Source organism: Chryseobacterium lacus (assembly GCF_003336205.1).
GTDB classification, from domain to species: Bacteria; Bacteroidota; Bacteroidia; order Flavobacteriales; family Weeksellaceae; genus Chryseobacterium_A; species Chryseobacterium_A lacus.
The window spans coordinates 266,518-289,630 of the sequence record NZ_QPIE01000004.1; the positions used below are offsets into that span (position 1 = coordinate 266,518).

24 protein-coding genes and 1 riboswitch are annotated in these 23,113 nt (G+C 39.5%); of the genes, 15 read left to right on the top strand and 9 right to left on the bottom strand.

Annotation, left to right across the window (positions count from 1 at the left end; all coding sequences use genetic code 11):
• The first annotated feature begins 4 nt into the window (after positions 1-4).
• Entirely contained in the window at positions 5-763 is a 759-nt protein-coding gene (locus DQ356_RS06690; protein WP_114303792.1) for a glycerophosphodiester phosphodiesterase, read from the top strand.
• Positions 753-2,342: a calcineurin-like phosphoesterase C-terminal domain-containing protein gene (locus tag DQ356_RS06695; protein WP_114303700.1), complete on the top strand. Its 1,590-nt coding sequence runs from the start codon at positions 753-755 to the stop codon at positions 2,340-2,342. Before DQ356_RS06690 ends, DQ356_RS06695 begins: the two co-directional genes overlap by 11 nt.
• Before the next feature lie 108 nt (positions 2,343-2,450).
• Here DQ356_RS06695 and DQ356_RS06700 read toward each other — a convergent pair whose 3' ends face one another.
• Positions 2,451-3,143, bottom strand: a complete 693-nt coding sequence (locus DQ356_RS06700) for a DUF4197 family protein (RefSeq protein ID WP_114303701.1) — start codon at positions 3,141-3,143, stop codon at positions 2,451-2,453.
• 125 nt (positions 3,144-3,268) lie between these two features.
• On the opposite strand from DQ356_RS06700, the gene purB reads away from it, so the two are divergent.
• The gene (gene purB, locus DQ356_RS06705) at positions 3,269-4,696 is read left to right on the top strand and encodes an adenylosuccinate lyase (protein WP_114303793.1); all 1,428 of its coding nucleotides are present in this window, start codon (positions 3,269-3,271) and stop codon (positions 4,694-4,696) included.
• A gap of 173 nt (positions 4,697-4,869) precedes the next feature.
• On the top strand, positions 4,870-8,559 hold the full coding sequence (locus DQ356_RS06710; RefSeq protein WP_114303702.1) for a phosphoribosylformylglycinamidine synthase: 3,690 nt from the start codon (positions 4,870-4,872) through the stop codon (positions 8,557-8,559).
• A 103-nt stretch (positions 8,560-8,662) separates the two neighbouring features.
• Here DQ356_RS06710 and DQ356_RS06715 read toward each other — a convergent pair whose 3' ends face one another.
• A complete protein-coding gene (locus tag DQ356_RS06715; protein ID WP_114303703.1) occupies positions 8,663-9,172 on the bottom strand; it encodes a PepSY-like domain-containing protein in 510 nt (169 codons plus the stop codon).
• Between the two features lie 161 nt (positions 9,173-9,333).
• Here DQ356_RS06715 and DQ356_RS06720 point away from each other — a divergent pair, with 161 nt between their 5' ends.
• From DQ356_RS06720 to DQ356_RS06730, 3 genes are all read left to right on the top strand, one after another.
• Positions 9,334-9,732 carry a hypothetical protein gene (locus DQ356_RS06720; protein WP_114303704.1) on the top strand — a complete coding sequence of 133 codons (399 nt, stop codon included), beginning with the start codon at positions 9,334-9,336 and terminating at the stop codon, positions 9,730-9,732.
• Entirely contained in the window at positions 9,719-9,925 is a 207-nt protein-coding gene (locus DQ356_RS06725; RefSeq protein WP_114303705.1) for a helix-turn-helix transcriptional regulator, read from the top strand. Before DQ356_RS06720 ends, DQ356_RS06725 begins: the two co-directional genes overlap by 14 nt.
• A gap of 219 nt (positions 9,926-10,144) precedes the next feature.
• Positions 10,145-10,570, top strand: a complete 426-nt coding sequence (locus DQ356_RS06730; RefSeq protein ID WP_114303706.1) for an Hsp20/alpha crystallin family protein — start codon at positions 10,145-10,147, stop codon at positions 10,568-10,570.
• A 74-nt stretch (positions 10,571-10,644) separates the two neighbouring features.
• On the opposite strand, the gene gcvT is transcribed toward DQ356_RS06730, so the two are convergent.
• Both gcvT and idi read right to left on the bottom strand, forming a co-directional pair.
• Positions 10,645-11,721, bottom strand: a complete 1,077-nt coding sequence (gene gcvT, locus DQ356_RS06735; RefSeq protein WP_114303707.1) for a glycine cleavage system aminomethyltransferase GcvT — start codon at positions 11,719-11,721, stop codon at positions 10,645-10,647.
• A 29-nt stretch (positions 11,722-11,750) separates the two neighbouring features.
• The gene (idi, locus tag DQ356_RS06740) at positions 11,751-12,260 is read right to left on the bottom strand and encodes an isopentenyl-diphosphate Delta-isomerase (protein ID WP_114303708.1); all 510 of its coding nucleotides are present in this window, start codon (positions 12,258-12,260) and stop codon (positions 11,751-11,753) included.
• Between the two features lie 299 nt (positions 12,261-12,559).
• Here idi and DQ356_RS06745 point away from each other — a divergent pair, with 299 nt between their 5' ends.
• Positions 12,560-12,907 (top strand): phage holin family protein, encoded by a 348-nt coding sequence (locus tag DQ356_RS06745; RefSeq protein ID WP_114303709.1) that lies wholly within the window; start codon positions 12,560-12,562, stop codon positions 12,905-12,907.
• 136 nt (positions 12,908-13,043) lie between these two features.
• Here DQ356_RS06745 and DQ356_RS06750 read toward each other — a convergent pair whose 3' ends face one another.
• From DQ356_RS06750 to DQ356_RS06760, 3 genes are all read right to left on the bottom strand, one after another.
• Positions 13,044-14,087 (bottom strand): hypothetical protein, encoded by a 1,044-nt coding sequence (locus DQ356_RS06750; protein ID WP_114303710.1) that lies wholly within the window; start codon positions 14,085-14,087, stop codon positions 13,044-13,046.
• 11 nt (positions 14,088-14,098) lie between these two features.
• Positions 14,099-15,922 (bottom strand): TonB-dependent receptor plug domain-containing protein, encoded by a 1,824-nt coding sequence (locus DQ356_RS06755; RefSeq protein WP_114303711.1) that lies wholly within the window; start codon positions 15,920-15,922, stop codon positions 14,099-14,101.
• Positions 15,923-15,951: 29 nt separating this feature from the next.
• Positions 15,952-16,173: riboswitch (cobalamin riboswitch) on the bottom strand.
• On the bottom strand, positions 16,155-16,667 hold the full coding sequence (locus DQ356_RS06760; protein WP_394337251.1) for a cytidine deaminase: 513 nt from the start codon (positions 16,665-16,667) through the stop codon (positions 16,155-16,157). (Overlaps the previous riboswitch by 19 nt.)
• A 141-nt stretch (positions 16,668-16,808) precedes the next feature.
• Here DQ356_RS06760 and namA point away from each other — a divergent pair, with 141 nt between their 5' ends.
• From namA to DQ356_RS06775, 3 genes are read left to right on the top strand one after another with little or no spacing between them, the layout of a single operon-like run.
• Entirely contained in the window at positions 16,809-17,855 is a 1,047-nt protein-coding gene (gene namA, locus DQ356_RS06765; RefSeq protein ID WP_114303713.1) for an NADPH dehydrogenase NamA, read from the top strand.
• Positions 17,856-17,907: 52 nt separating this feature from the next.
• Positions 17,908-18,201: a DUF2752 domain-containing protein gene (locus DQ356_RS06770; RefSeq protein ID WP_114303714.1), complete on the top strand. Its 294-nt coding sequence runs from the start codon at positions 17,908-17,910 to the stop codon at positions 18,199-18,201.
• Between the two features lie 11 nt (positions 18,202-18,212).
• On the top strand, positions 18,213-18,548 hold the full coding sequence (locus tag DQ356_RS06775) for a CCC motif membrane protein (RefSeq protein WP_114303715.1): 336 nt from the start codon (positions 18,213-18,215) through the stop codon (positions 18,546-18,548).
• 70 nt (positions 18,549-18,618) lie between these two features.
• Here DQ356_RS06775 and DQ356_RS06780 read toward each other — a convergent pair whose 3' ends face one another.
• Both DQ356_RS06780 and DQ356_RS06785 read right to left on the bottom strand, forming a co-directional pair.
• The gene (locus tag DQ356_RS06780; RefSeq protein WP_114303716.1) at positions 18,619-19,143 is read right to left on the bottom strand and encodes a DUF4136 domain-containing protein; all 525 of its coding nucleotides are present in this window, start codon (positions 19,141-19,143) and stop codon (positions 18,619-18,621) included.
• Positions 19,140-19,325: a DUF5522 domain-containing protein gene (locus tag DQ356_RS06785; RefSeq protein ID WP_114303717.1), complete on the bottom strand. Its 186-nt coding sequence runs from the start codon at positions 19,323-19,325 to the stop codon at positions 19,140-19,142. The genes DQ356_RS06780 and DQ356_RS06785 overlap by 4 nt, the downstream gene beginning before the upstream one ends.
• Positions 19,326-19,364: 39 nt before the next feature.
• On the opposite strand from DQ356_RS06785, the gene DQ356_RS06790 reads away from it, so the two are divergent.
• The 4 genes from DQ356_RS06790 to hemL are packed head-to-tail and all read left to right on the top strand — an operon-like array spanning position 19,365 to position 22,978.
• Positions 19,365-19,706 (top strand): hypothetical protein, encoded by a 342-nt coding sequence (locus tag DQ356_RS06790; RefSeq protein WP_114303718.1) that lies wholly within the window; start codon positions 19,365-19,367, stop codon positions 19,704-19,706.
• Positions 19,699-20,619, top strand: a complete 921-nt coding sequence (locus DQ356_RS06795; RefSeq protein ID WP_114303719.1) for a 1-aminocyclopropane-1-carboxylate deaminase/D-cysteine desulfhydrase — start codon at positions 19,699-19,701, stop codon at positions 20,617-20,619. Before DQ356_RS06790 ends, DQ356_RS06795 begins: the two co-directional genes overlap by 8 nt.
• A 5-nt stretch (positions 20,620-20,624) precedes the next feature.
• Positions 20,625-21,689 carry a glucosaminidase domain-containing protein gene (locus tag DQ356_RS06800; RefSeq protein WP_114303720.1) on the top strand — a complete coding sequence of 355 codons (1,065 nt, stop codon included), beginning with the start codon at positions 20,625-20,627 and terminating at the stop codon, positions 21,687-21,689.
• 5 nt (positions 21,690-21,694) lie between these two features.
• Positions 21,695-22,978 (top strand): glutamate-1-semialdehyde 2,1-aminomutase, encoded by a 1,284-nt coding sequence (gene hemL, locus DQ356_RS06805; protein WP_114303721.1) that lies wholly within the window; start codon positions 21,695-21,697, stop codon positions 22,976-22,978.
• The last annotated feature ends 135 nt before the right edge of the window (positions 22,979-23,113 follow it).

Here is a 23,113-nt window from a genome sequence, read left to right on the forward strand (position 1 = left end):
ATCCATGAAAATACTATCCGTAATTTTGATGTTCATTATTTCGGTTATGCATGCTCAAAACACTCAGCTGATTGCGCACCGTGGATTCTGGAAAACAGAAAACTCGGCTCAAAACTCCATTTCTTCTCTTAAAAATGCGCAACAGCTGGGCGTTTACGGATCTGAATTTGATGTTCGGATGACCAAAGACGGTGTATTAATGATCAATCATGATGAAGATATTAACGGAATTTTGATTGCTGAAAATCATTATCAGGATCTAGAACATCTTACTTTAAAAAATGGCGAATATATTCCCACATTTCGGCAATATCTGGAACAGGGAAAAAAAGTTCCGGATATGAAAATGATCGTGGAACTGAAGCCGGAAAAATCTGCTGAAAGAGAAATTCAAATGGCAAAACAAGCCGTTAAAATCATACGGGAACTAAACATGGAAGCGCAGTGCGAATTTATTTCATTCAGCCTCAATATTTGTAAAGTTCTGAAGAAAGAAATGCCGGATGCTGTCGTGTTGTACCTGAATGGTGAACTTTCGCCCGCAGAACTGAAAGCAGCCGGATTAGACGGTTTAGATTACCATCACCGAATTCTTACTGAAAGAAATCCTCACTGGTTGGCCGAAGCTCAAAAGTTGGGTTTGGTAACCAATGCATGGACTGTGAATGACCAAAAAACATATCAACAATTGAAAAGTCTGGGAATACAGTTCATTACAACAGATATTCCTGATGAACTTAAAAATTTAAAAAATGAAAAGTAAATTTATAATCCTCACTTCCCTGGTGCTGTCTGGGTTTTTTTCGGCACAACAAACTGTTACGGGATACGTTTTTGAGGACAGCAACAAAAATTCCATCAAAGACCGCCGCGAAAAAGGAATCGCCAATGTAGCAGTTTCCAACGGTGTTGATGTAATATTGACAGACCAAAACGGGAAATACCTTCTGCCGGTTTCGGATGATGCCACCGTTTTTGTTATTAAACCTGAAAACTATGCAACTCCGGTAAACGAAAATAAGTTGCCGAAATTCTATTATCATCATAAACCTCATGGTTCGCCGACTCATTTTCAGTACAAAGGAACTGCGCCTACAGGAAAATTACCTGCTGAGGTCAATTTTCCGTTGTACCGTAACACAGAAAATAAAGACTTCAGAATTATCGTTTTTGGAGATCCGCAACCGTACAACCTGAAAGAAATTGATTATTTCAGACGTGGTATTATCAATGAAGTGAAAAACAACAGAAAAAATGCAGTATTTGGGATCAGTCTTGGAGATTTGGTAGGGGATAATCTTGATCTTCATCAGCCGTACATTCACGCTGTGAAAGAACTCGGCTTACCTTGGTATAACGTAATGGGAAATCATGATATGAATTATGAAGCGAAAGAAGACCGCCATTCTGATGAAACTTTCGAGGCTAACTTCGGCCCGGCAAATTATGCTTTTAATTATGGAAATGTCCATTTCATGATACTTGATAACATTCTGTATCCGGATCCGCGCGATCATAAAGGATATTGGGGCGGTTTCCGGGAAGACCAATTGAGATTTATTGAAAATAATCTTAAACATGTTGATAAAAATAAACTTGTTGTTGTTTCCTTTCATATTCAACTGATGGCAGAACGTGCCGGTGATGATCATTTCCGGCTGGAAGACCGTAATCAGCTTTTTGAATTATTGAAACCTTTCAAAAATGTCCTCATGATGTCCGCACATACGCACAAGCAACGCCAGATTTTCTACGGAAAACAGGAAGGCTGGAACGGAGATGGCGAGTTGCACGAACTGAATATGGGAACCACTTCCGGCGACTGGTATTCCGGAACTGTGGATGAAACGGGAGTTCCGTTATCCGTTATGCGCGATGGTACTTACCGTGGATATTCCTATGTCAGTTTTAAAAATAATCAATACGAAGTACAGTATAAAGTTGCCGGAAAACCTGAGGATTTCATGATTCAATTTCATGTTCCCAAAGTCATTCCTCAGTCACGAACTTCCGCGCGCTTGTATGCCAATTTTTTCACCGGAAGTGAAAAAGATATTGTAGAGTTCCGCATTAATGGTGGCGATTGGAAAAAAATGAATTTTGTGAATACCTTCGATCCTGCCTATATGCTTTCCGTTTTTGAGTGGGATGCTATGGAGAAATTTCCTGCTGGTCGCAGGCCGTCGAATCCGGAACTTTCTTCTCATGTTTGGAATGCCGCATTTCCGAGAGATCTTGCCGTGGGGAGACATACTGTAGAAGTACGCGCTACCGACCGTTACGGAAAAACCTTTACGGCTTCAGAATCTTTTGAGGTTCAGCTGCCGACATCAATACCTTAATTTTCTTTTTTTTATTCTCTGGAGCCAGGCTGATGTACTTTCAGTCTGGCTTTTTTTTAATAAAAAACCACCTCTCGGTGGCTTCATTTTATGTAGAATAGAAGAAAATTATTTATTTGCTGCTCCGCTGAATGCGCGTAACATGGAAGCCCGATTTTGCTTTTCATGCTGCTCAATAATGTTGAACATTCCATTCACCATTTGTTCAGAAGCCAGCCTGCTGAGACCGTTGCTTCCGAGATTTGAACTGCTTTGATTTCCTAATAAAGTTCCCAATAAATTAGTTCCCTGAAGTGCCATATTAATGCTTCTTACAATTCCGAATTCGTTCAGTTTAGCATCTACCTGTGGCATAATCGCCTGTACGAGTTGTTGTTCAGTTTTTTCACGGAGAATTTGCGTGGCAATGCCGTCCTGGCCCTGCATTATTCGGGTGACATCGTTAGCATTCAGGCTGTTAACAGCGTTTCTGAGGATGGGAGTGGAGGTATTTACAGTATAAACTGCAGCTTCAGCGATATAATTTTTTCCCTGAGCCGCGAGACCGGGAGCCACAGAATCCAACATATTGTAAATACTCCTTAGGTTTGAAGGTAATGCTTTTATAATCAGATCATTTTGTAGAAAAGCTTGTTTGTTACTGAAAATTCCTGCTGCGGAATTAATTCCTCCAAGCAATACTTGTTTAATGATGGATAAACCAACGCTGGAAGTGGCCAGTGTCATACAGGATTGCGTGGAAGTGGTGATGAATGTTGTAGAACCTAATAAAAGCGCTGCGGAAATAATGATCTTTTTCATAATATAAGATTTAACTCAGGAATATGCGAGTCAAATTTTGCGCCAAAATGAGAGGCGGATATGTTTCAGCGGCTTTCAGGATCATTAAAAAAATCTTAAATTTGTGCTGTAAAAGCAAAATGAAAATGAATTCCTACAAAAACCCCCTTGAAGAACGCTATTCAAGTGAGGAAATGCTCTATAATTTCTCGCCCGAAAATAAATTCCGCAACTGGAGAAAACTCTGGATTGCGCTTGCCGAAATCGAGAAAGATCTCGGACTGAATATCTCTTCGGAACAGATTCAGGAACTGAAAGACCAAGCAGAAAACATTGATTATGGTAAAGCTGCAGAATATGAAAAGAAATTCCGCCATGATGTGATGGCACACGTTCACGCTTACGGAGATGTAGCACCTTCTGCGAAAGGTATCATCCATTTGGGGGCAACTTCCGCTTTCGTAGGTGATAATACCGATCTGATTCAGATGCGCGACGGATTGCTGATTGTGAGAAAACAATTGGTTAACGTGATCAAAAAACTTTCAGATTTTGCCATTCAATATAAAGATATGCCCACGTTGGGATTCACGCATTTTCAGCCGGCACAGCTTACTACCGTTGGAAAAAGAGCCACACTTTGGCTTCAGTCTCTCATTTTGGATTTTGAAGAACTTGAATTTTTTCTTGAAACGTTAAGATTCCGCGGCGTGAAAGGAACCACCGGAACTGCAGCGAGTTTTCTTGAGCTGTTCAATGGGGATTATTCTAAGATAAAACATTTGGATAAGGAACTTTCAGCGAGATTTGGTTTTCCAAAAGTTTTTGGCGTTTCGGGACAAACGTATGATAGAAAAATTGATGCAAAAGTGGTGGCATTGCTTTCCAATATAGCACAGTCAGCACATAAATTTTCCAATGACCTTCGGCTTTTGCAGAATTTAAAAGAAATTGAAGAACCTTTCGAAAAAAACCAGATCGGTTCCTCTGCAATGGCATACAAGCGCAATCCGATGCGTTCTGAAAGAATCGGAGCGTTGGCAAAATTCGTGATGTCTTTGTCGTCAAGTTCCGCAATGGTCGCTTCTACGCAATGGTTTGAAAGAACGTTAGACGATTCAGCCAATAAAAGACTTACCATTCCGCAGGCGTTTTTGGCCATCGATGCCATTCTCCTGATCTGGAATAATATAATGGACGGAATTGTAGTGTACGAAAACCGCATCAACAAACATATTATGGATGAACTTCCATTTATGGCTACCGAATACATCATTATGGAAGAAGTGAAAGCCGGCGGCGACCGACAGGAAATTCACGAAATTATCCGGATTCACAGCATGGAAGCCAGCAAAAAAGTGAAAATAGAAGGCAAGGAAAATGATTTGATTGAACGAATCATGAACGACAATTCCCTGAAAATGGAAAAATCTAAAATCATGGAGGTGCTCGATCCCAAAAATTTCATTGGTTTCGCGCCCATTCAAACTGAGGAATTTATTAAAAATGAAGCCCAGCCAATTCTGGAAAAGTATTCCAGCGAAATCGGCTTGGAAGCAGAATTAAAAGTATAAAAATGATGCAGGCGGTTTTGTCTGCATTTTTTCTAAGTTTAAAAGTATAAGTTTTGAGCGGAAACATTTTTGAAATAAAGGACACTGATGTTCTGCTCTAAGGCAGACTTTGCGATCTTAACAGATCAATAATTAATGAAAATATTTGCGCACCTGGCGTTTAAAATAATATAATGAACAAAAGAATTTTCGTAGAAAAAAAAGGAATTTTCGATGTTGAAAGTCCACAAGTTCTTAATGAAATAAAGAATATCGTTCCTGCCATTCAGAACGCCAAAGTCTATAATGTTTATGACATTTTTGGGCTGAATGAAGCTGAGTTTGCCAAGGTGGTCAACAGTACTTTTGTGGATCCGGTTACTGATATTCTGCACGAAGAAAATCCGGCGAAAGAGCCGCATTTTGCAACAGAATACCTACCGGGACAGTACGATCAACGTGCCGATTCGGCCGAGCAGTGTATCGTTCTCCTCACAGAAAACAGTCAGTCGCAGGTTCGAAGCGGAAAACTCATCGAACTTTTTGGAATTTCAGAAAATGATTTGGTAAAAATTAAAGATCTGCTGATTAACAAAGTGGAAAGTCAGGAAAAAGATTTATCAGTTTTAGAAATTCCTGCAGAAGGAACCCCCGATCCGGTCATCACTCACGATGGTTTTATTGATTTTACTGAAGACCAGCTCCGCGATTTTTTTCATAGACACGGTTTTGCTTTTGGTTTGGATGATTTGGAACATATTCAGAATTATTTTAAATCTGAAAAAAGAAATCCAACTGAAACTGAACTGAAAGTTCTGGATACTTATTGGAGCGATCACTGCAGGCACACGACTTTCGAAACGGCGTTAACGGACATTAAATTTGAAGGGCCTTATAAAGAAACTTTAGAGAAAATTTTCGCTGATTATCAGGAGAAAAGGACGTTTTTGGGGAGAGAACACAAAGCGGTTTCTCTGATGGATTTAGGAACTATAGCTGCAAAATATTTATATAAAACCGGAAAACTGGAAAATCTGGTAATTTCCGATGAAATAAATGCTTGTACAGTAGAAATAGAGGCTGAATACGACGGAAAAAAAGAACCTTGGTACCTGCTTTTCAAAAATGAAACGCATAATCACCCAACTGAAATTGAGCCTTTTGGTGGTGCATCCACGTGTTTGGGTGGTGCTATTCGGGATCCTTTGTCGGGAAGAGCGTATGTTTATCAGGCGATGCGGTTGACCGGTGCGGGCAATGTTTTGGAACCCATTTCTGAAACTTTACCTGGCAAACTTCCTCAAAGAACAATTACGAAACAGGCGGCGAACGGATATTCTTCGTACGGAAATCAGATTGGATTGGCGACGACTTTGGTAAGCGAAATTTATCACGAAGGTTATAAAGCCAAAAGAATGGAAGTGGGTTTCGTCGTCGGAGCCGTGCCGAAAGATTGGGTTAAACGGGAGAAACCTGAACCGGGCGATGTGGTCATTGTTCTCGGCGGAGCGACAGGAAGAGACGGTGTTGGCGGAGCAACAGGAAGTTCGAAAGAACAGGACGAGACCTCTATTCATACGCTTTCTACAGAAGTTCAGAAAGGAAATCCTGTAGAAGAAAGAAAAATTCAAAGGCTTTTTAGAAACCCTGAAGTAACCAGATTAATTAAAAAATCCAACGATTTTGGAGCAGGCGGCATTTCTGTAGCCATCGGCGAAATTGCCGACAGTTTGGAAATCAACCTTGATGTGGTTCCTTTAAAATATGAAGGACTGAACGGAACGGAATTGGCCATTTCCGAATCTCAGGAAAGAATGGCAGTGGTCATTTCCGCTGCTGATAAAGAACAGTTTATCGAGTTTTGCGAGAAAGAAAATATCTACGCTTTTGAGATTGCAAAAGTGACCGATAGCGGCAGAATGCAAATCTTCTGGCGTGGAAATAAAATTGTGGATTTAAGACGCGAATTTCTTGATACCAACGGATGTGCTAAGTCTCAATCTGCTGAAGTATCTCATTTACAAAGCATTAAGTCAAATGAAATTTCTTTTAACGAAAATAATTTCCTTGCGTTATTAGCAGATAAAAATGTGGCTTCACAGAAAGGTTTACATGAAATGTTCGACGCTTCGGTGGGCGGAACTACTGTGGCGATGCCTTTCGGTGGGAAATTTCAGGAAACATTGATGGAAGGAAGTGTGCAAACCCTGCCTGTACTGAATGCGGAAAATGTAGAAACTGTTTCTCTGGCAAGTTGGGGATTTGATGCGGATTTGTCATCAGAAAACTCAATGATTGGTGCTGCAAATGCCGTCGTAGAAAGTGTTTCGAAAATTGTGGCGATGGGTGGCGATTATAAAAACATTCGTTTGAGTTTTCAGGAATATTTTGAAAAACTGGGAACCAATCCACAGAAATGGGGTAAACCATTGGCCTCTCTTCTGGGAGCTTATGATGCCCAAATGAATCTTGAATTGGCGGCTATCGGCGGAAAAGATTCGATGAGCGGAACGTATCAGGAGCTGAACGTACCACCAACTTTGATTTCATTCGCCTGTGCGCAAGGCGAAAAAGAAAATATCATTTCCCCGGAATTTAAAAAAACAGGAAACAAAATTTATTTATTCCATCATCAACCGCAGGAAAACGGCCTTCCGGATTATGAAAGTATGAAAGAAATCTTCTCTTTCATTTATGAAAATATTACAGCGAAGAAAATTGTTTCCGTGAAAACGGTAAAAGACGGAGGTGTTGCGGTGGCTATTGCAAAGATGGCTTTCGGAAATGGCTTGGGCGCTGAAATTTCGCTGGAAGAAAATCTTCTTTTAAATAAAAATATTGGCAGTTTGATTATTGAATCCGAAACGGTTTTGGAACAGCGTTTCCTTCAGGAAATTGGAAATGTTAATGATTCTTCTCTTCTGAAAATTAATGCTTCTGCTTTTAAAATCAATGATTTGCTTAAGGTGAATAAATCCACTTTTGAAGAACTGTTTTCCACCAAAGAAAAAGAAAAAATCGTTCTGAATATTGATGAGAAACTCAATTTTACGCAACCACGAAATATTTTCATCAAAAAACACGGCATTGCGAAACCACGGGTTTTTGCACCGATTTTCCCGGGAACCAATTGTGAATATGAAACCCAGAACGCTTTCAGAAAAGAAGGTGCCGACGTTCATAGTGTTCCTTTGATCAATCTGAACCATCACTTATTGTCAGAAAGTATCAATCTTTGGGTGAAGGAAATTAATCAATCACAGATTCTCGTTTTTTCCGGTGGTTTTTCAGCGGGTGACGAGCCGGATGGTTCGGCTAAATTCATCGTCAATGTTTTGAAAAATGAAAAAATGAAAGAAGCCGTTCATCAGCTTCTCGAAAGAGACGGAATGATTCTCGGCATCTGTAACGGTTTTCAGGCTTTGGTAAAATCCGGTTTATTGCCTTTCGGTGAAATCCGCGATTTGGATGCCAATGCACCTACTCTGGCTCATAATGCTATTGGGAGGCATATTTCCCAGATGGTGAATGTGAAAGTTGTTAATGATGATTCACCTTGGCTAAAAGGAATGAAAGACCAAATTTTTACGGTTCCGATTTCACACGGAGAAGGGAGATTTGTAGCGTCGGAAGAAGTTTTGACAAACTTATATAAAGCCGGGCAAATCGCAACACAATATGTAGATTTTGACGGAAATATCGCTCACGGAATGCCGTTTAATCCTAATAATTCTCTGTTTGGAATTGAAGGAATTACTTCTCTCAATGGGAAAATATATGGCAGAATGGCTCATCCTGAACGTTTCTCAAATGGATTGATCAAAAATATTCCAGATGCGAATTACCATAATATTTTCAAAAACGGAGTAGAATATTTTCAGTAATTAATCTTTAAAAGGAAGATATTGAAACTAAAAATAAAATGCCTCAGCAGTGCAGTGCAGAGGCATTTTTATTGGAAGTTAAGGCTTTCAACTGAAGTTGATCCTATTTGTCGATTCGGATAAAAGTTCCATTGGAATCAAACTCGAGATCTATATCGTTTAGAAGATCCACTTTTATTTTATTCTTGTCCTTGTCAATGGATTTAATTTTTATTCCCGGATAATTCTGCTGAACATAAGAGAGAATATTCTGCGGAACCAAAGCATCGGGAACACCCTGACCGTCTTTTATTTCTTCCCAGTTACCGTCTTTGTCAAAATCAATTTCGGCTCCGTTGTTCATTTTTACTTCATAACGGTCGCCCATCGCAGGAATTGTTTTCAACTCATAATGAGCAACTCCGGTTCCTGCATAATGCTTATCGACAAACGATTTTACAGGCTCAGGCAAATCTTCCCGCTGCACAGTTTCATTGTTTGAAATGGTCGTGTTCGGTGCATCGGAAACAGAAGTTTCATTTCCGGTTTGATCCTGTACTACAACTTTTTTTTCACAAGAAGCCAATAGTAAGCTTGCGGCTATCATCGGTATTAATCCTTTTCTAATTTTCATAAGAAATATTTTAAGGTCAAAAATAGCAGGAAAATCTGCTTATAATATTATACAAATTTTAAAAATCTTTATTGTATTTCAGTGAGAATTTTTGACTAAGAAAATTTTTCTCACTTTAAAAAATGTAAAGTATATTTGACATATCGAAAACTTAATTTAGAATGAAAACCAAAATTTATCTTTTTCCAAATTATTGTAAAATTATCGGGGCTGGTATTTTCATATCCGCTATACTTTTGTTTATAATTCAAACTCAGACTCAAATTTTGAATTTTGATGATGAATATGAAATTGTAAAGATCTTGCTTTTGGGAGGTTTGTTTCTTTTTAACTTTTCGAAAGAAAAAATAGAGGACGAACGGCTGATAAGAATTAGGCTGACGGCATGGGCGTACTCTTTTTATATTGTTGCATTTACAGTGGTAGCAGGAAGAATTTTTAATTTTTTTCTTGACGAAGATCTGCAATTTTATAATTCGGCTACAGCCTTGCTTATCACTTATTTATCGACGAATATTGTAATTTTCATCAGATACAGGGAATTGGATGTTGTTGAGTAATATCATTCGTGAAGTACGTGCGAAATGGAACATGACACAGCAGGAATTGGCTGACAGAACCGGTGTATCCCGGCAAACGATCAACTCAATAGAATCCGGAAAGTATGTTCCGTCCACAGTTTTGGCCATTAAAATAGCAATGGTCTTTAACACAACTGTCAATGAAATTTTTGAACTAAAAGAAAAGGATTAAACATTCGATTTATCATCTTTAATAACAAAAACTGAACTCTAATTGGGGTAAAGCAAGTCAAAATTTCACTCAATTTGGGTATCAGTTTTTCTCGTATTATGACATAATGTGCTGATTGACAGGGATCGTATGAAATTTTGTCACAAAAACTCAGAAGGCATTAGCTTTGTTGAAGTAAGAATAAAATTCAATAATGTTTAACCTTAAAATACAATTGCTATGAACCAATTAATCAGAAGAAACAGTTTTTTTGATGATTTTTTCACAAAAGATGTATTTGATTTCGGCAAACGATTTTTAGAATCTGGATTCACGATGCCTTCAGTGAATGTTAAAGAAGAAGACAGTGCCTATCAGATTATGGTTGCAGCGCCGGGAATGAAAAAGGAAGATTTTAATATTGGTATTGACCGGAATATACTTACGATTTCCAGCGAGAACAAATCGGAAACAGAAGAGAAAGACGAGCAGGGATTTTTTACCAAGCGCGAATTTAATTTCAGTTCTTTCAGCCGTTCATTTACGCTTCCAGAATCTGTAGACATTGACAACATAGAAGCATCTTACGAAAATGGAATTCTGAACGTTTCAGTGCCAAAGAAAGAAATTGCAATGCAAGATATTAAAAGAATAGAAGTGAAATAATTTTTAATATTCTTAAAAAAAAGTCAGGCTGAATCCACATTTCAGCCTGACTTTTTATATTGGTTGCAAAAACACTATACAAACGGCGGCTTCACCACTTGCGCCGGGATATTCTTGTTGCGGATTTGGATGAAAATTTCAGTTCCAACTTTCGTGAAATCAGTGTCCAGATATGCCAGTCCGATTCCCGTTTTCTTCATCGGCGACATCGTTCCCGAGGTTACTTTCCCGATGGTTTTTCCTTCGGCATCTACTACAGGATAGCCGTTTCTTGGAATGGCTTTTTCCTGCATTTCAAAACCGGTCAATTTTTTCGTCACACCTTCGGATTTTTGTTTTTCTAAAATATCTTTTGCCACAAAATCCTTGTCAAACTTCGTGATCCAGCCCAGACCGGCTTCCAGTGGAGTAGTGTTGTCGTCCAGGTCATTTCCGTACAGGCAAAATCCTTTTTCCAGTCTCAGCGTATCTCTGGCACCCAGTCCACAAGGTAGCATTCCGAATTCTTCGCCCGCTGACATCAGTTCGTCCCAGAGTTTTTCCGCGTCTTCATTTTTAAAATAAATTTCAAAACCTCCGGAACCTGTATATCCTGTGTTGGAGATAATAATATCCTGTATACCAGCAACTTCACCGATGGTAAAATGATAATACGGAAGATCCTGAAGCTGAACCGGGGTGAGTTTCTGAAGAATTTCCGTCGCTTTCGGGCCTTGAATCGCGAGCAGCGACATCTCGTCCGAAGCATTGGTCATAATAGCTCCGAAAGTATTGTGGTTGTTGATATGATTCCAGTCTTTATCAATATTGGAGGCGTTCACCACGACAAAATATTTTTCATCGGCTATTTTGTACACGATTAAGTCGTCTACAATTCCACCATTTTCATTGGTAAGACAAGTATATTGCGCTTTGCCGTCTTTCAGGGCATCAGCATTATTGGTGGCTACATATTGCAGCAGGTCTTTGGCACCCGGACCTTCAATAAAAAACTGTCCCATGTGCGAAACATCAAAAAGTCCGGCTTTTTCCCGAACTGCGAAATGTTCTTCAGTAAGTCCGGAATATTGTACCGGCATTTCGAATCCTGCAAAAGGAACCATTTTCGCTCCCAGAGAGACATGTTTGTTGAATAAGGGTGTTCTTTTCATTTTTTATAAAATTTGTTCGTTATCAGAGGTTACAAATGATGTTGGTATTCTTTCAGAATAATTTTGAACCACTCGGTGAAATGTTCCGGATGTTCTTTCATTTCCATTTCCAGGTCGTCCATAGAAATATAGCGTACTGCTTCCACTTCATCAGGATTCAGCCGGAAAGAGCCGTTGTAAGTGCCTACAAACACGCGGTCCAGTTCATGTTCCAGAAGTCCGTTTCCTACTTCAGCCTTGTAAATAAAATGAAATTTTTCTTCTATTTCAGCTTCTATTCCCATTTCTTCCATCATGCGTCGTTTCGCGCCTTCCAGAAAGGTTTCCTGAATTCTGGGATGTGAACAGACGGCATTAGTCCATTGTCCAGGCGAATGGTATTTACGGGCGGCACGCTTTTGAAGTAGCATTTCGCCATTATCATTAAATAAAAAAACGGAAAATGCACGGTGAAGAATACCGTTTTCGTGAGCCGCCATCTTTTCCATTTGCCCTAAAACTTCATCGTTTTCCGAGACTAAAACTACCATTTCTTCCATCATACAAAGGTACGGAATTTTACTTCACGATGCTACCAAAGTTGGGATTTCAAAACGAAAGAGAGACTTACCGAACTCATCATTGAGTACCTTGGTTTCATAAAAAAATAAGAAAAATGACTACATCTAGCTATTGTGCGGGGAACTGATTAAATATAATTTTGCATAAAACACAACCATGAAAACTTAACTGAAGCCCTGATTGAAAAATGCTTTCCGAAGTGTTTTTTTTAAGGGCTTCATTTCATTTTGTGGATATTCCGATTCTTCTTATCTTTAATTTCTAAAAAATTTGTTTTATGGGAATTATAGTGAGATTATTAATCACGGCTGTTGTAGCTTTCGGGCTGACGAAGTTTCTAACAGGCGTTCATTTTGATAGTTTTTCTACAGCAATTATTTTTGCCATCGTTTTGGGCATTCTGAACGTTGTGGTGAAACCGATACTCCAATTGTTCGGACTTCCTTTTACTATTCTTACACTTGGGTTTTTCGCTTTGGTCATCAATACGATCGTCATTCTGATGGCCGAGTATTTTGTTGACGGCATGCAAATCGACGGGTTTTGGTGGGCTTTTATCTTCAGCATTGCCCTGTCTTTCATCACTTGGTTGCTGAACAGCGTTTTTGCATCGGGTGAGAAGTAATTCTTGAATTTTAACAACATTGCCAAAGTTCAAAACTTTGGCAATGTCCGTCAATTCCTGAAAATTAACACAGCTTCAAAACGTAAATCTGTTTACAGTCTTTTCTCTAATTCTCTATCTTCTTTTTTCTTTCTCTCTAATTCTTATAAAATCCATTCGTTCCAATTCCCGTGCTCAGGGTTTTCACCAATGCTCCTGAAAGATTAAAAATCTTCACCGTACTGTCGGAAGTAAAAGAGGGTTCTGAGATAAAAACATTCTGGCCAATCACATTAAATCCGTAAACATACGCAGAACTGTTGGTATGAAATAACGGCGCACTACTGTTTCCGGTAACCGCATGAACGGTATTGTCGCCCGTAAAGAAATAGATTTTTCCCTGATCCAAAGCAAGATTTCTGGCCTGAGTAATCCCGGAAAACTGGGTTTTATTGAAAAATCCAGAATCTGCTGTGATGGTGTACAGATACGTATTCTGATCGTCAGAAGTCAGCACATACACGAAATTCTGATCAGAAACCATATCCCGGATCGGCGCATTATCAGTGAGGATAATCTCCTTATCCACTTCATTGTTGGCCGGGTTAATTCTGCTGATGGTATGTCCGGTCGGAACTTCATTCGGAGTGTAATCTACACCGTCCGTCTGAACATAAATATATCCGCCCGAAGAAGTAATTTTATCAGCATAACGCGGAAAGTGAATGTCTTTTACAAACTGATTTCCGGCATCGAAAACACTTACTTTTTTCACATCATAAAAATTGTTGTTGGTAACATACGTGTGATTTCCGTGAAAAGCGATATATCGAGGCTGATCCAAATTCGTGGTGATGGTTCCTGTTTTCTGAAAATTATTCCGGTTCACGATTTCAATTTTGGAAGGCTTGTTCACCACTAAATAAGCCAAATCTCCCTTGAAACTGATACTTTGCAGTACATTTCCGAGTTTTTCGCTGTTATTGTTTTTCGCGAAAATATCACTTTCATTTACAGAAAAATCATTGGAAAGGAAAGAAACGCTGGCAGTTGGTGTGCTGAACCCGCCTTCATTGGTAATAAGAATTCCGTTTTCATAGCCGGAAATCGGTGTTTCATCTTCGGGATCATGTCGTTCGCAGGAAGTCATGAAAATGGCAGTTAAGGCAAGGCCTACAGTAATTAATTTTGAAAATTTCATTGTATAAGGTTTTAAAATTGGCTTCTGAGACTTATCCCGAAATTCCGTAACGGCATCGGGTAATGTTGGCTGGTTTGGTACACTTCGTTGAAAATATTATTGGCTCTGATGCCGAGTTGCAAATGCGGACTCAGCGTGATCTGAACTCCTGCATTGATTACCGTAGAAGGGTTCAGCGCAGTTCTCCTGTTTTCATCGGTAGAGGTGAAGGTTAGTCCGGTAAACATTCCCTGTAAGAAAATACTTCCGAACTTCGTCATGAAAGAGGCGGTACCTGAAAATTTATGTTGCGGAACGTACATCAATGATTTTTGGGTTTCCAGATCTTTGGATTGGGTGTAGGTGTAAGCCGATTTGAGCTTCAGCTGATGATCGCCGATTTTTGCAAAAAAATTACCATAAATTTCCGCGCCGTAGCTTTCTGCTTCATTGGTGTTGAAAGGCGTCCAGATCGTATTTCCCGGCATCCATTGTATCATATCCGAAACGCGCAGATAATACGGAACGATTTCCAGAGTGAAATTTTTATACTGAAATTCATTCCCCAATTCAATTTGCACAGAATGTTCCGGTTTCAGATCGGGATTTCCTCCGGGTTCCCAATACAGATCGTTAAACGTGGGAATTCTGAAGTTTTTGGAAATATTCAATTTTATCGTATAAAACGGTGCCGCTTTGATTTGCGATCCGAAAGAAAACAACAGCGGACTGTTTATGTTTTCAATAAAATCCTTGCGAATGGCTCCTTCAGTGTATATCGACTTTCCCCATTGTTTTTTCACGACAAGTGCTGCAGCTCCTAAATTTCTTTTGGGATTGCTCTTTCCGGACTGAAAGCCTTCTGCTTTCTGATGTTGAAATTCAGTCTGAAGAATCAACACCAAGTTTTTAATGCGAGTCCATGATGCATCATTTTTCACCATGAAAAGTTGGCCTCCGGAACCGGTGCTTTCCGTTTTTTCAATATCAGCAAAATGACGAAACTGTTCCTCAAGAAATGCTAATTTTAAATGATTGGAAAAATGTTGGTTTTGGTGATCCCAATGCAACAGCGAACGGAATCCCTGCGTAATGTATTTTGTCTTGGTATCTTCTTCAAAAAAAACAGGAAAATACTGCAGTCCATCGCTCATTTGTGAATGAAAATACAGAACATCTCCCGTATTAAAACGATAGCCGCTGCTCAATCCAAAACTTTGTTGGCGGTATTTTCCGTTGCGGTTTACGTATTGCAAAGCGGGAACATCATAGTCATTTTCACTTTCCGTGTAAGCCGTATTAAGTTGGAAAGATACTTTATCAGTGTTGTAATTTAATTTTACAGAGGAATTTAAGGTTTCAAAAGATCCATATTCTGCAAACAGATCTCCGTTAAAACCTTTTTTAAAAGAAAGGCTGTTATTCAAATGAACGCTTCCGCCCACAGCACCGCTTCCGTAAGAAATGCTGCCGCCGCCGGGTTTTACAGCGATATGATCATAATTCAGCAAACCAATATTGTTGACATCCGCTTGTCCTAAAAACAGAGAATTCACGGGAATGCCGTTCCATAAGAATGCCGTTTGTTGTGCCGTAGTTCCCCGGAACGAGGGCGAGGCTGCCATTCCGCGACCGTTTTCCCGAATGTAAAAGGGCGTTTGGAAACGCAGAACTTCCGAAAGATTGACCGGGTTATTCAGCAGTTCATCTTTGCTGATGCGAATTATTTTTTGTGATTTTTCGGCATCTTTCAGTCGGATATCGCTGATGTACACCGTGTCAATAAGAGTTTCCTGCGCATGCAGGACAGTTGTAAATGCTGAAAACAGCAAGGCGAAAAAACAGATATGTTTCATAGTTCAGGCTTTTCCTCCGAAAGCGGTATTGATATATTGCTTTTCAGTAAGGTTTCCTGACTTTCACTTTTCTGCGCCTTCTCGTATCGTTACAATGGCTTGATAAGCAGAAAAATCGGATGATAAGTGATAAACTTATTTTCATCCCGTGATTTACAGTTGCGGGGACAGTTCACGAATTGCACGTGATTCCCTTTTCTGAAAAAGTTGATGCGAAGATACGGATTTTACACTAAAGAAATGAACGGTCAAAAGAAAATGGCAGTAAATCTTTCACAGAAAAAGTTTTGCAGATGATTCCTGAGGTGGAAGAGAAATAAATTTCAATGGATTCCTGCTGTTGGCTTTCATATTCCAAAATGGATTGTCTGCATGCACCGCAAGGAGGAGTTGGAAATTTGGTTTCACCATTTTCAGGAGCGCCTACAACAAAGATCGTCTTGATTTTCGCATCAGGATAATTGGCAGAAGTCCAGAAAATAGTGGTGCGTTCTGCACATAATCCGGACGGATACGCTGCATTTTCCTGGTTGTTTCCTGAAATGATTTCACCGTTATCCAGTAAAATGGCACAGCCCACCAAAAAATGAGAGTATGGTGCATAAGCCTGGAGTCTGGCTGCTGAAGCGGCAGCAAAAAGTTTTTTTTCCAACGCATTCAGCTGGGTATCATTTTCAAATTCCTGATATCTGATGTTGAGGTTTTTTTCCATTTTTAAAAGTAGGAGAGTAAAGATAACTTTTATTTTAAAATTGAACTCATAAAAAGCGATTTTTAAGAATAAAAATGAATATCGGTAACGTGGGAAGAAAGAGGTTTCTGAATAGGAGCCTCTTTTTTATGCACACATGTTTCGTACCTTTGTTTCTCTTTAAACGTATTAAAAATGTTGTATTCACCGATAAAATTTAGAAATATCGAACTCCAAAACCGATGGGTGATGTCGCCGATGTGCATGTATTCTGCCATCGAAGGAATGCCTAACGATTTTCATTTGGTACACTATGGAAGCCGCGCTCAGGGTGGTACCGGACTCTTAATTGCAGAAGCAACGGGCGTAGTTCCGGAAGGCCGGATTACCAACGGATGCACCGGAATCTGGAATGATGAACAAGCCGAAAGTTTCAGGAGAATTGTAGATTTTGTACACCAGCATTCAAAAAGTAAAATCGGAATTCAGTTGGCTCACGCTGGCCGGAAAGCTTCTACCTGGAATGGAAAACAGATTTCTCTGGAAGAAGGCTGGCAAACCGTCGCACCTTCGCCCATACCATATATGGAAGGCGAACGGATTCCACATGAACTTTCTGTCGAAGAAATTAATGGTCTGGTTCAAAAATTTAAAGAAGCTGCGCAAAGAGCAGTAAACGCAGGATTTGATGTGATTGAAATTCACGCAGCTCACGGATATTTGTTGCATCAGTTTTTATCGCCTTTGTCCAATAACCGAACCGATGAATATGGCGGAAGTTTTGAAAACAGATGCCGTTTTTTGCTGGAAGTTGTAGAGGCTGTGAATGAAGTTTTGGATGATAATCATCCTTTGTTTGTCCGAATTTCTGCAACGGAATATGCCGAAAATGGCTGGGATCTGGACGATAGTGTGAAGCTGGCCCAATTGCTGAAAGAAAAAAAAGTCGATCTTGTGGATGTGTCCAGTGGCGGAAATATTCATGGAGCCCGAATTTCGGTTTTTGACGGATATCAGGTTCCCTTTGCTGCGAAAATCCGTAAGGAAGCAGGTATTGCGACTGGTGCCGTTGGTTTGATTACCGAAGTAAAACAGGCTGAAGAAATTTTACAAAAAGGTGATGCCGATCTTATTTTTGTGGCGCGGGAAATTCTCAGAAACCCGTATCTCGCTATTAAAGGAGCCTTGGAAACCCATGAGGAATGCTTCTTCCCAAAACAGTATGAACGGGCAAAGAAATAGTTTTCAGATTCCCGAAATTATCGTATTATTGAATTGAAAAAAAAGGAAACCGATGGCTGCTGAAGACTATATGCTGCAGTGCATGAACAAAAAGCTGTTTGGGCTGGAGTGTTTCGGATGCGGAACACAACGGGCTTTTCTGCTGGTGTTGGATGGAAAATTCGGAGAAGCATTTCGGCTTTTTCCTGCGGTGTACACACTGATTCTTCTTTTAGGATTCGTGGTGCTGAGCTTGATGGACAGAAAAAGAAATTATTCTTCTTTCCTGATTGTTCTGGGACTCATCAACGCTATTCTGATGGTAGGGTCGTATTTTTTTAGAAATAACTTTTTCAAACTATTTTAAAATAAACTATTATGAATCAACAAAAACTACCTAATGCAACTGCCGTACTCATCTTGGGAATTACAGCATTTGTGGGCTGTCTTTGCACCTATGGTGTTGTAGGTTTGATATTGGCCATTGTGGGTCTTTATCTCGCCGGAAAAGATGAAAAACTGTACCGGCAGAACCCGGAAATGTATTCCGACTACGGAAACCTAAAAGCAGGAAAAATCCTATCACTCATCAGTCTCATCATGAGTATTCTTTATATTCTGATGATGATCATTTTCCTCGCAATGTTTGGAATTGAATCACTCACAGATCCTGAGCTGATGCAGGAAAGAATCAGAGAACTTGGCGGACAATAAACAGACCTTACTTATAACAAAATCAGGCTGCTCACTTAGGGCAGCCTGATTTGTTTTTTAATTTTCTTCCTTATTTTTTAGGAGGATAATTGGCCATTATTTCTTCCACAATTTGGGGAATCTGTTTTTGTTTGGCTTTAGGCGCATCTACGGAAATTCCGCTTCCGATACCTTGCCAAACCAGTTTCTGCGTTCTGGAATCGATAAGGTCAATAATTAAAGCACCTTCATTATGTTGCGAAGTCCAAGTTCTGCTCATCCCGACTCCCCATCCGAAAGGGCCGCCCCAACCATACATTCCATACGGAGTTCGATTCTGAACGTCAGTGATTTTCTTATGATTCGCCTTTACATTAACAATCAGATCAGGATTTTCAGCAACAGAAAGCCCTTTGGTTTGCAATTGTTTTGATACTTCATTCAGTACTCTGTCTTTATCCAGATCATTCAGTTTCAGATCGTCGATCCGAAGTTTATAGGTTTTATAATTACTGAACGTGGCAGTTTCAGCATAATCTGAACGTACTTGAAACGGGGAACATGCAGTGACTCCCAGTACTGCAGAAGCCATCAGTGCATAAAGATATTTTTTCATTTTTTATTGATTTTTAGTGGTTTTCTAAATGTATCTGTTTTCTTATCGTAACCATACGGACAATGTTTGCATCCGCTTTTGCAGCAATAGCCTCGCTTCAAGTGATATTGTTCTGTAAAAACTTTATATCCTTGTTCATTATAATAAAAATCTTCTTTTTCTTGGATGTTTTTCTGAATCATTAGTTAAAATGTTGATGATGAAAAAACTATTTTTGCTGAATGATTATTGTGTTCAGCTCATTGCTCAAAAATACAAAAATTCACGGGATAACTTTATTCCCTTTTATTTTGCTCAGAAATAAATCGGACATGGAGAATTCTGTTCTCATCAATCATGAGAAAATTCACCTGCGGCAACAGTTGGAAATGCTGGTGATTTTTTTTTATCTTTGGTATATCGTGGAATACTATTATTGGTTTCTGAAATACAATAACAAGATGAAAGCCTACCGTTCCATTTCTTTTGAAAGAGAAGCTTTTGCCAAAGAAACTGATTTAAGTTATCTTAAAAACAGAGCATTTTGGAATTTTTTAAAATACAGAAACAGCAGTGATGAGTAGGCTTGAATTCCCAACCGTTCCTTTGCCCATTACACGGATTCCTTTGGAGAAAAATATTCGGCTTTACATCAAAAGAGAAGATCTGATTCATCCGGAAATCTCCGGAAACAAGTATTGGAAACTGTTTTATAACGTCAATAATTATCTGAATAAACAACCGAATCATCCGAAATTTATCACTTTTGGTGGCGCTTATTCCAATCATATAGCCGCCGTAGCTGCCGTGGGAAAAATGATGCACATTTCAACTTTAGGGATTATCCGCGGTGAAGAACTCAGTTTAAAATATCAAGAAAATCCTACACTAAAACAGGCATCCGAAAACGGAATGGAGTACCTGTTTGTTACCAGGGAAGAATACAGAAATAAGGAAAATATTTCATTAGAACTAAGAGAAAAATTTCCCGAAGCCCTTATCATTCCTGAAGGTGGCACCAATGACCAGGCCGTGGAAGGCGTTTGCCATATGCTGAATAATGAAACTCAGGAATTTGATTATCTTTGCACCGCTGTGGGTACAGGAGGCACCGCTGCAGGGTTGTCAAAATTCTGTGAAACTCATCAACAGGTGATTGGGTATCAGGTAGTTCAGGATGCATCCGTAGAGGAAAAAGTGTTTCAGCTTTCAGGAAAAAGAAACGTTACTTTTCTGGAAGCACACGATAGAGGCTACGGTAAAATAACTGAAGAAAATATCCGTTTTATAAACAGTTTTTTTCAGAAATTTGGAATTCCGCTGGATCCGGTGTACACAGGAAAGATGATGAAAAAGATTATGGAACAAATAGAGGAAGGATATTTTCCTGAACACAGTTCCGTTTTAGTCTTTCATACCGGTGGATTGCAGGGAATTGCAGGAGCTAATGAACGGCTGAAACAGCAAAACAAAACAGAGATTAACTTCAGAAATTAAAAATAATGAGAAAACTACTGGTAGTTGCAAGTTTTTTAATTTTAAACTTTACCCAGGCTCAGACCTGGAAAACAGATGAACAATATATCCAGAATTTTGCGGCGTTTGCTGTAGAAGAAATGGAAAAACACAACATTCCCGCTTCCATCAAACTGGCTCAGGGATTATTGGAAACTGGTGGCGGACAAAGCCGGTTAGCCAAAGAAGGCAACAATCATTTCGGAATAAAATGCAAGGAAGAATGGACCGGAAAAACCATGCGTCACAATGATGATGCACCCAATGAATGTTTCCGCGTGTATGATGATCCCAAAAAATCCTATGAAGATCATTCTCTTTTTCTGACACAAAGAAGATATTACACAAAATTATTTTCGCTGGATATCAAAGATTACAAAGGTTGGGCTCACGGATTAAAAAAAGCCGGTTACGCAACCAATCCAAGGTATGCCGGAATTCTCATCAATCTTATTGAAAAACACAGATTGTATGAATTTGATAATACCAATTCTAAAGAAGTCCTGTTTACACTTTTAAAAATATATCCGGGATTAGCTGATGATAAAGAATTCATGGCCCGGCAGAATAATAAAGGTAGAACCGCTGAAAAAGAAAAATCGAACACGCTGAATGTAGCGTACAAACAAACCTCTTACGCTCAACAGCAAAAAGAAATTCAGGATCAACGCACGAAATCCAAATATGAAGTGCTGAGGTCAATTCTGGTGAAAAATCATCCGAATGGAGGAATGAAATATCTCGTAGTTCCGGAAGACATGGAACTTCAGCTTATCGCCCAGAAATACGGAATCAGCGAAAGCCGTCTTTTGAAATGGAACGAACTTCAAAATGGAAAACTAAAACAAAACGATATTATCTTTCTTGAACCCAAAAATGCTGAAGGAAACATCGCTACCTATCAGGCTGAAAACGGGGAAAGCATGAGAGAAATCGCCCAGAAATTTGGCGTCAGACTGGACAAACTTTATGTGAAAAACAGAATGTCAGAAGGCTCTGAACCACAACCGGGAACCCTCATTTATCTGCAAGGGAAGAAACCCAGAAACTAATTTTTATGATTTATCAAAGAAGTTCTGCGCTCTTTACGGAAGCGCAGCAATATATTCCCGGTGGAGTCAATTCGCCGGTTCGTGCGTTTAAATCGGTAGGTGGAACGCCGGTATTTATGAAATCTGCAAAAGGTGCATATCTTACAGACGCAGACGACAGAACCTACATTGATTATATTAATTCCTGGGGACCGGCCATTTTGGGCCATACCCATCCTGAAGTTTTGGAAGCAGTTCAGAAGCAGGCCGAAAAAGGATTCTCATTTGGAACTCCAACAGAACTTGAAACGGAAATCGCCAGATTCATCATTGAAAATGTTCCGAATATTGATCAGATCCGGATGGTTTCCTCGGGAACAGAAGCCTGTATGAGTGCGGTTCGCCTTGCAAGAGGATTTACCGGAAGAGATAAAATTATCAAATTTGAAGGGTGTTATCACGGCCATTCCGACAGTTTTTTAATTAAAGCCGGAAGCGGGGCAGCGACATTTGGAAATCCAAATTCTCCCGGTGTTACACAAGGTACAGCAAAAGATACTTTGCTGGCAAGATTTAATGATTTTGACCAGGTAAAGGATTTGTTTCGCAATAATCCCGAACAGATTGCTGCCATCATCATAGAACCGGTGGCCGGAAATATGGGTTGTGTATTGCCTGAAAATAATTTCCTTCAGAAACTGCGTGAGTTGTGTGATGAACATAAAACTTTATTGATTTTTGATGAAGTGATGACCGGTTTTAGGCTCGCTTTCGGAGGAGCTCAGGAACGCTACAATGTGAAAGCCGATCTGGTAACGTATGGTAAAGTAATCGGTGGGGGAATGCCCGTTGGAGCTTTTGCAGGACGCAGTGAAATTATGGATCATCTTGCACCGAAAGGAGCCGTTTATCAGGCAGGTACGCTCAGCGGAAATCCGCTGGCCATGAGAGGTGGACTCGAAACTTTGAAAATTATTAAGAAGGATTCTGATTTTTTTAACCGTTTGGACAAAACGACAGAAATCCTGGATTTTGAAATAGCTAAAATTCTGAATTCTAAAAATATCAGACACAGGATCAACAGAGTAGGATCCATGATGAGCATCTTTTTTCACATTGGAGCCGTGAGTAATTTTGATGAAGCTCAAAACGCAAATCATGCTTTGTTCAATAATTTCTTTCATCATATGCTTAAAAACGGAGTGTATCTTCCGCCAAGTGGTTATGAAACCTATTTCATCAGCAGTGCCATCACAGAAAACGAAATAGAAAAGACCCTGGAAGCCGTCCGGAAATTTGAATATTCTTAAGATTTTTTGTCTAAATTATTCAACAGGTTTGGCTTAAAAAAACAAATTGAAAACGAGTTTTAACCATTATTGAGATCAAGTCGCTGTTTGAAAATTATTTAAATTCACAATTCAATTCACACAAAAGTGGAAGGA

What these genes read in the sequence shown, in the direction of transcription:
- DQ356_RS06690 (WP_114303792.1), top strand. Translation starts at nt 5, where the DNA reads ATGAAAATACTATCCGTAATTTTGATGTTCATTATTTCGGTTATGCAT.
- DQ356_RS06695 (WP_114303700.1), top strand. Translation starts at nt 753, where the DNA reads ATGAAAAGTAAATTTATAATCCTCACTTCCCTGGTGCTGTCTGGGTTT.
- DQ356_RS06700 (WP_114303701.1), bottom strand. Translation starts at nt 3,143, where the DNA reads ATGAAAAAGATCATTATTTCCGCAGCGCTTTTATTAGGTTCTACAACA.
- purB (WP_114303793.1), top strand. Translation starts at nt 3,269, where the DNA reads ATGAATTCCTACAAAAACCCCCTTGAAGAACGCTATTCAAGTGAGGAA.
- DQ356_RS06710 (WP_114303702.1), top strand. Translation starts at nt 4,870, where the DNA reads ATGAACAAAAGAATTTTCGTAGAAAAAAAAGGAATTTTCGATGTTGAA.
- DQ356_RS06715 (WP_114303703.1), bottom strand. Translation starts at nt 9,172, where the DNA reads ATGAAAATTAGAAAAGGATTAATACCGATGATAGCCGCAAGCTTACTA.
- DQ356_RS06720 (WP_114303704.1), top strand. Translation starts at nt 9,334, where the DNA reads ATGAAAACCAAAATTTATCTTTTTCCAAATTATTGTAAAATTATCGGG.
- DQ356_RS06725 (WP_114303705.1), top strand. Translation starts at nt 9,719, where the DNA reads ATGTTGTTGAGTAATATCATTCGTGAAGTACGTGCGAAATGGAACATG.
- DQ356_RS06730 (WP_114303706.1), top strand. Translation starts at nt 10,145, where the DNA reads ATGAACCAATTAATCAGAAGAAACAGTTTTTTTGATGATTTTTTCACA.
- gcvT (WP_114303707.1), bottom strand. Translation starts at nt 11,721, where the DNA reads ATGAAAAGAACACCCTTATTCAACAAACATGTCTCTCTGGGAGCGAAA.
- idi (WP_114303708.1), bottom strand. Translation starts at nt 12,260, where the DNA reads ATGGAAGAAATGGTAGTTTTAGTCTCGGAAAACGATGAAGTTTTAGGG.
- DQ356_RS06745 (WP_114303709.1), top strand. Translation starts at nt 12,560, where the DNA reads ATGGGAATTATAGTGAGATTATTAATCACGGCTGTTGTAGCTTTCGGG.
- DQ356_RS06750 (WP_114303710.1), bottom strand. Translation starts at nt 14,087, where the DNA reads ATGAAATTTTCAAAATTAATTACTGTAGGCCTTGCCTTAACTGCCATT.
- DQ356_RS06755 (WP_114303711.1), bottom strand. Translation starts at nt 15,922, where the DNA reads ATGAAACATATCTGTTTTTTCGCCTTGCTGTTTTCAGCATTTACAACT.
- namA (WP_114303713.1), top strand. Translation starts at nt 16,809, where the DNA reads ATGTTGTATTCACCGATAAAATTTAGAAATATCGAACTCCAAAACCGA.
- DQ356_RS06770 (WP_114303714.1), top strand. Translation starts at nt 17,908, where the DNA reads ATGGCTGCTGAAGACTATATGCTGCAGTGCATGAACAAAAAGCTGTTT.
- DQ356_RS06775 (WP_114303715.1), top strand. Translation starts at nt 18,213, where the DNA reads ATGAATCAACAAAAACTACCTAATGCAACTGCCGTACTCATCTTGGGA.
- DQ356_RS06780 (WP_114303716.1), bottom strand. Translation starts at nt 19,143, where the DNA reads ATGAAAAAATATCTTTATGCACTGATGGCTTCTGCAGTACTGGGAGTC.
- DQ356_RS06785 (WP_114303717.1), bottom strand. Translation starts at nt 19,325, where the DNA reads ATGATTCAGAAAAACATCCAAGAAAAAGAAGATTTTTATTATAATGAA.
- DQ356_RS06790 (WP_114303718.1), top strand. Translation starts at nt 19,365, where the DNA reads ATGATTATTGTGTTCAGCTCATTGCTCAAAAATACAAAAATTCACGGG.
- DQ356_RS06795 (WP_114303719.1), top strand. Translation starts at nt 19,699, where the DNA reads ATGAGTAGGCTTGAATTCCCAACCGTTCCTTTGCCCATTACACGGATT.
- DQ356_RS06800 (WP_114303720.1), top strand. Translation starts at nt 20,625, where the DNA reads ATGAGAAAACTACTGGTAGTTGCAAGTTTTTTAATTTTAAACTTTACC.
- hemL (WP_114303721.1), top strand. Translation starts at nt 21,695, where the DNA reads ATGATTTATCAAAGAAGTTCTGCGCTCTTTACGGAAGCGCAGCAATAT.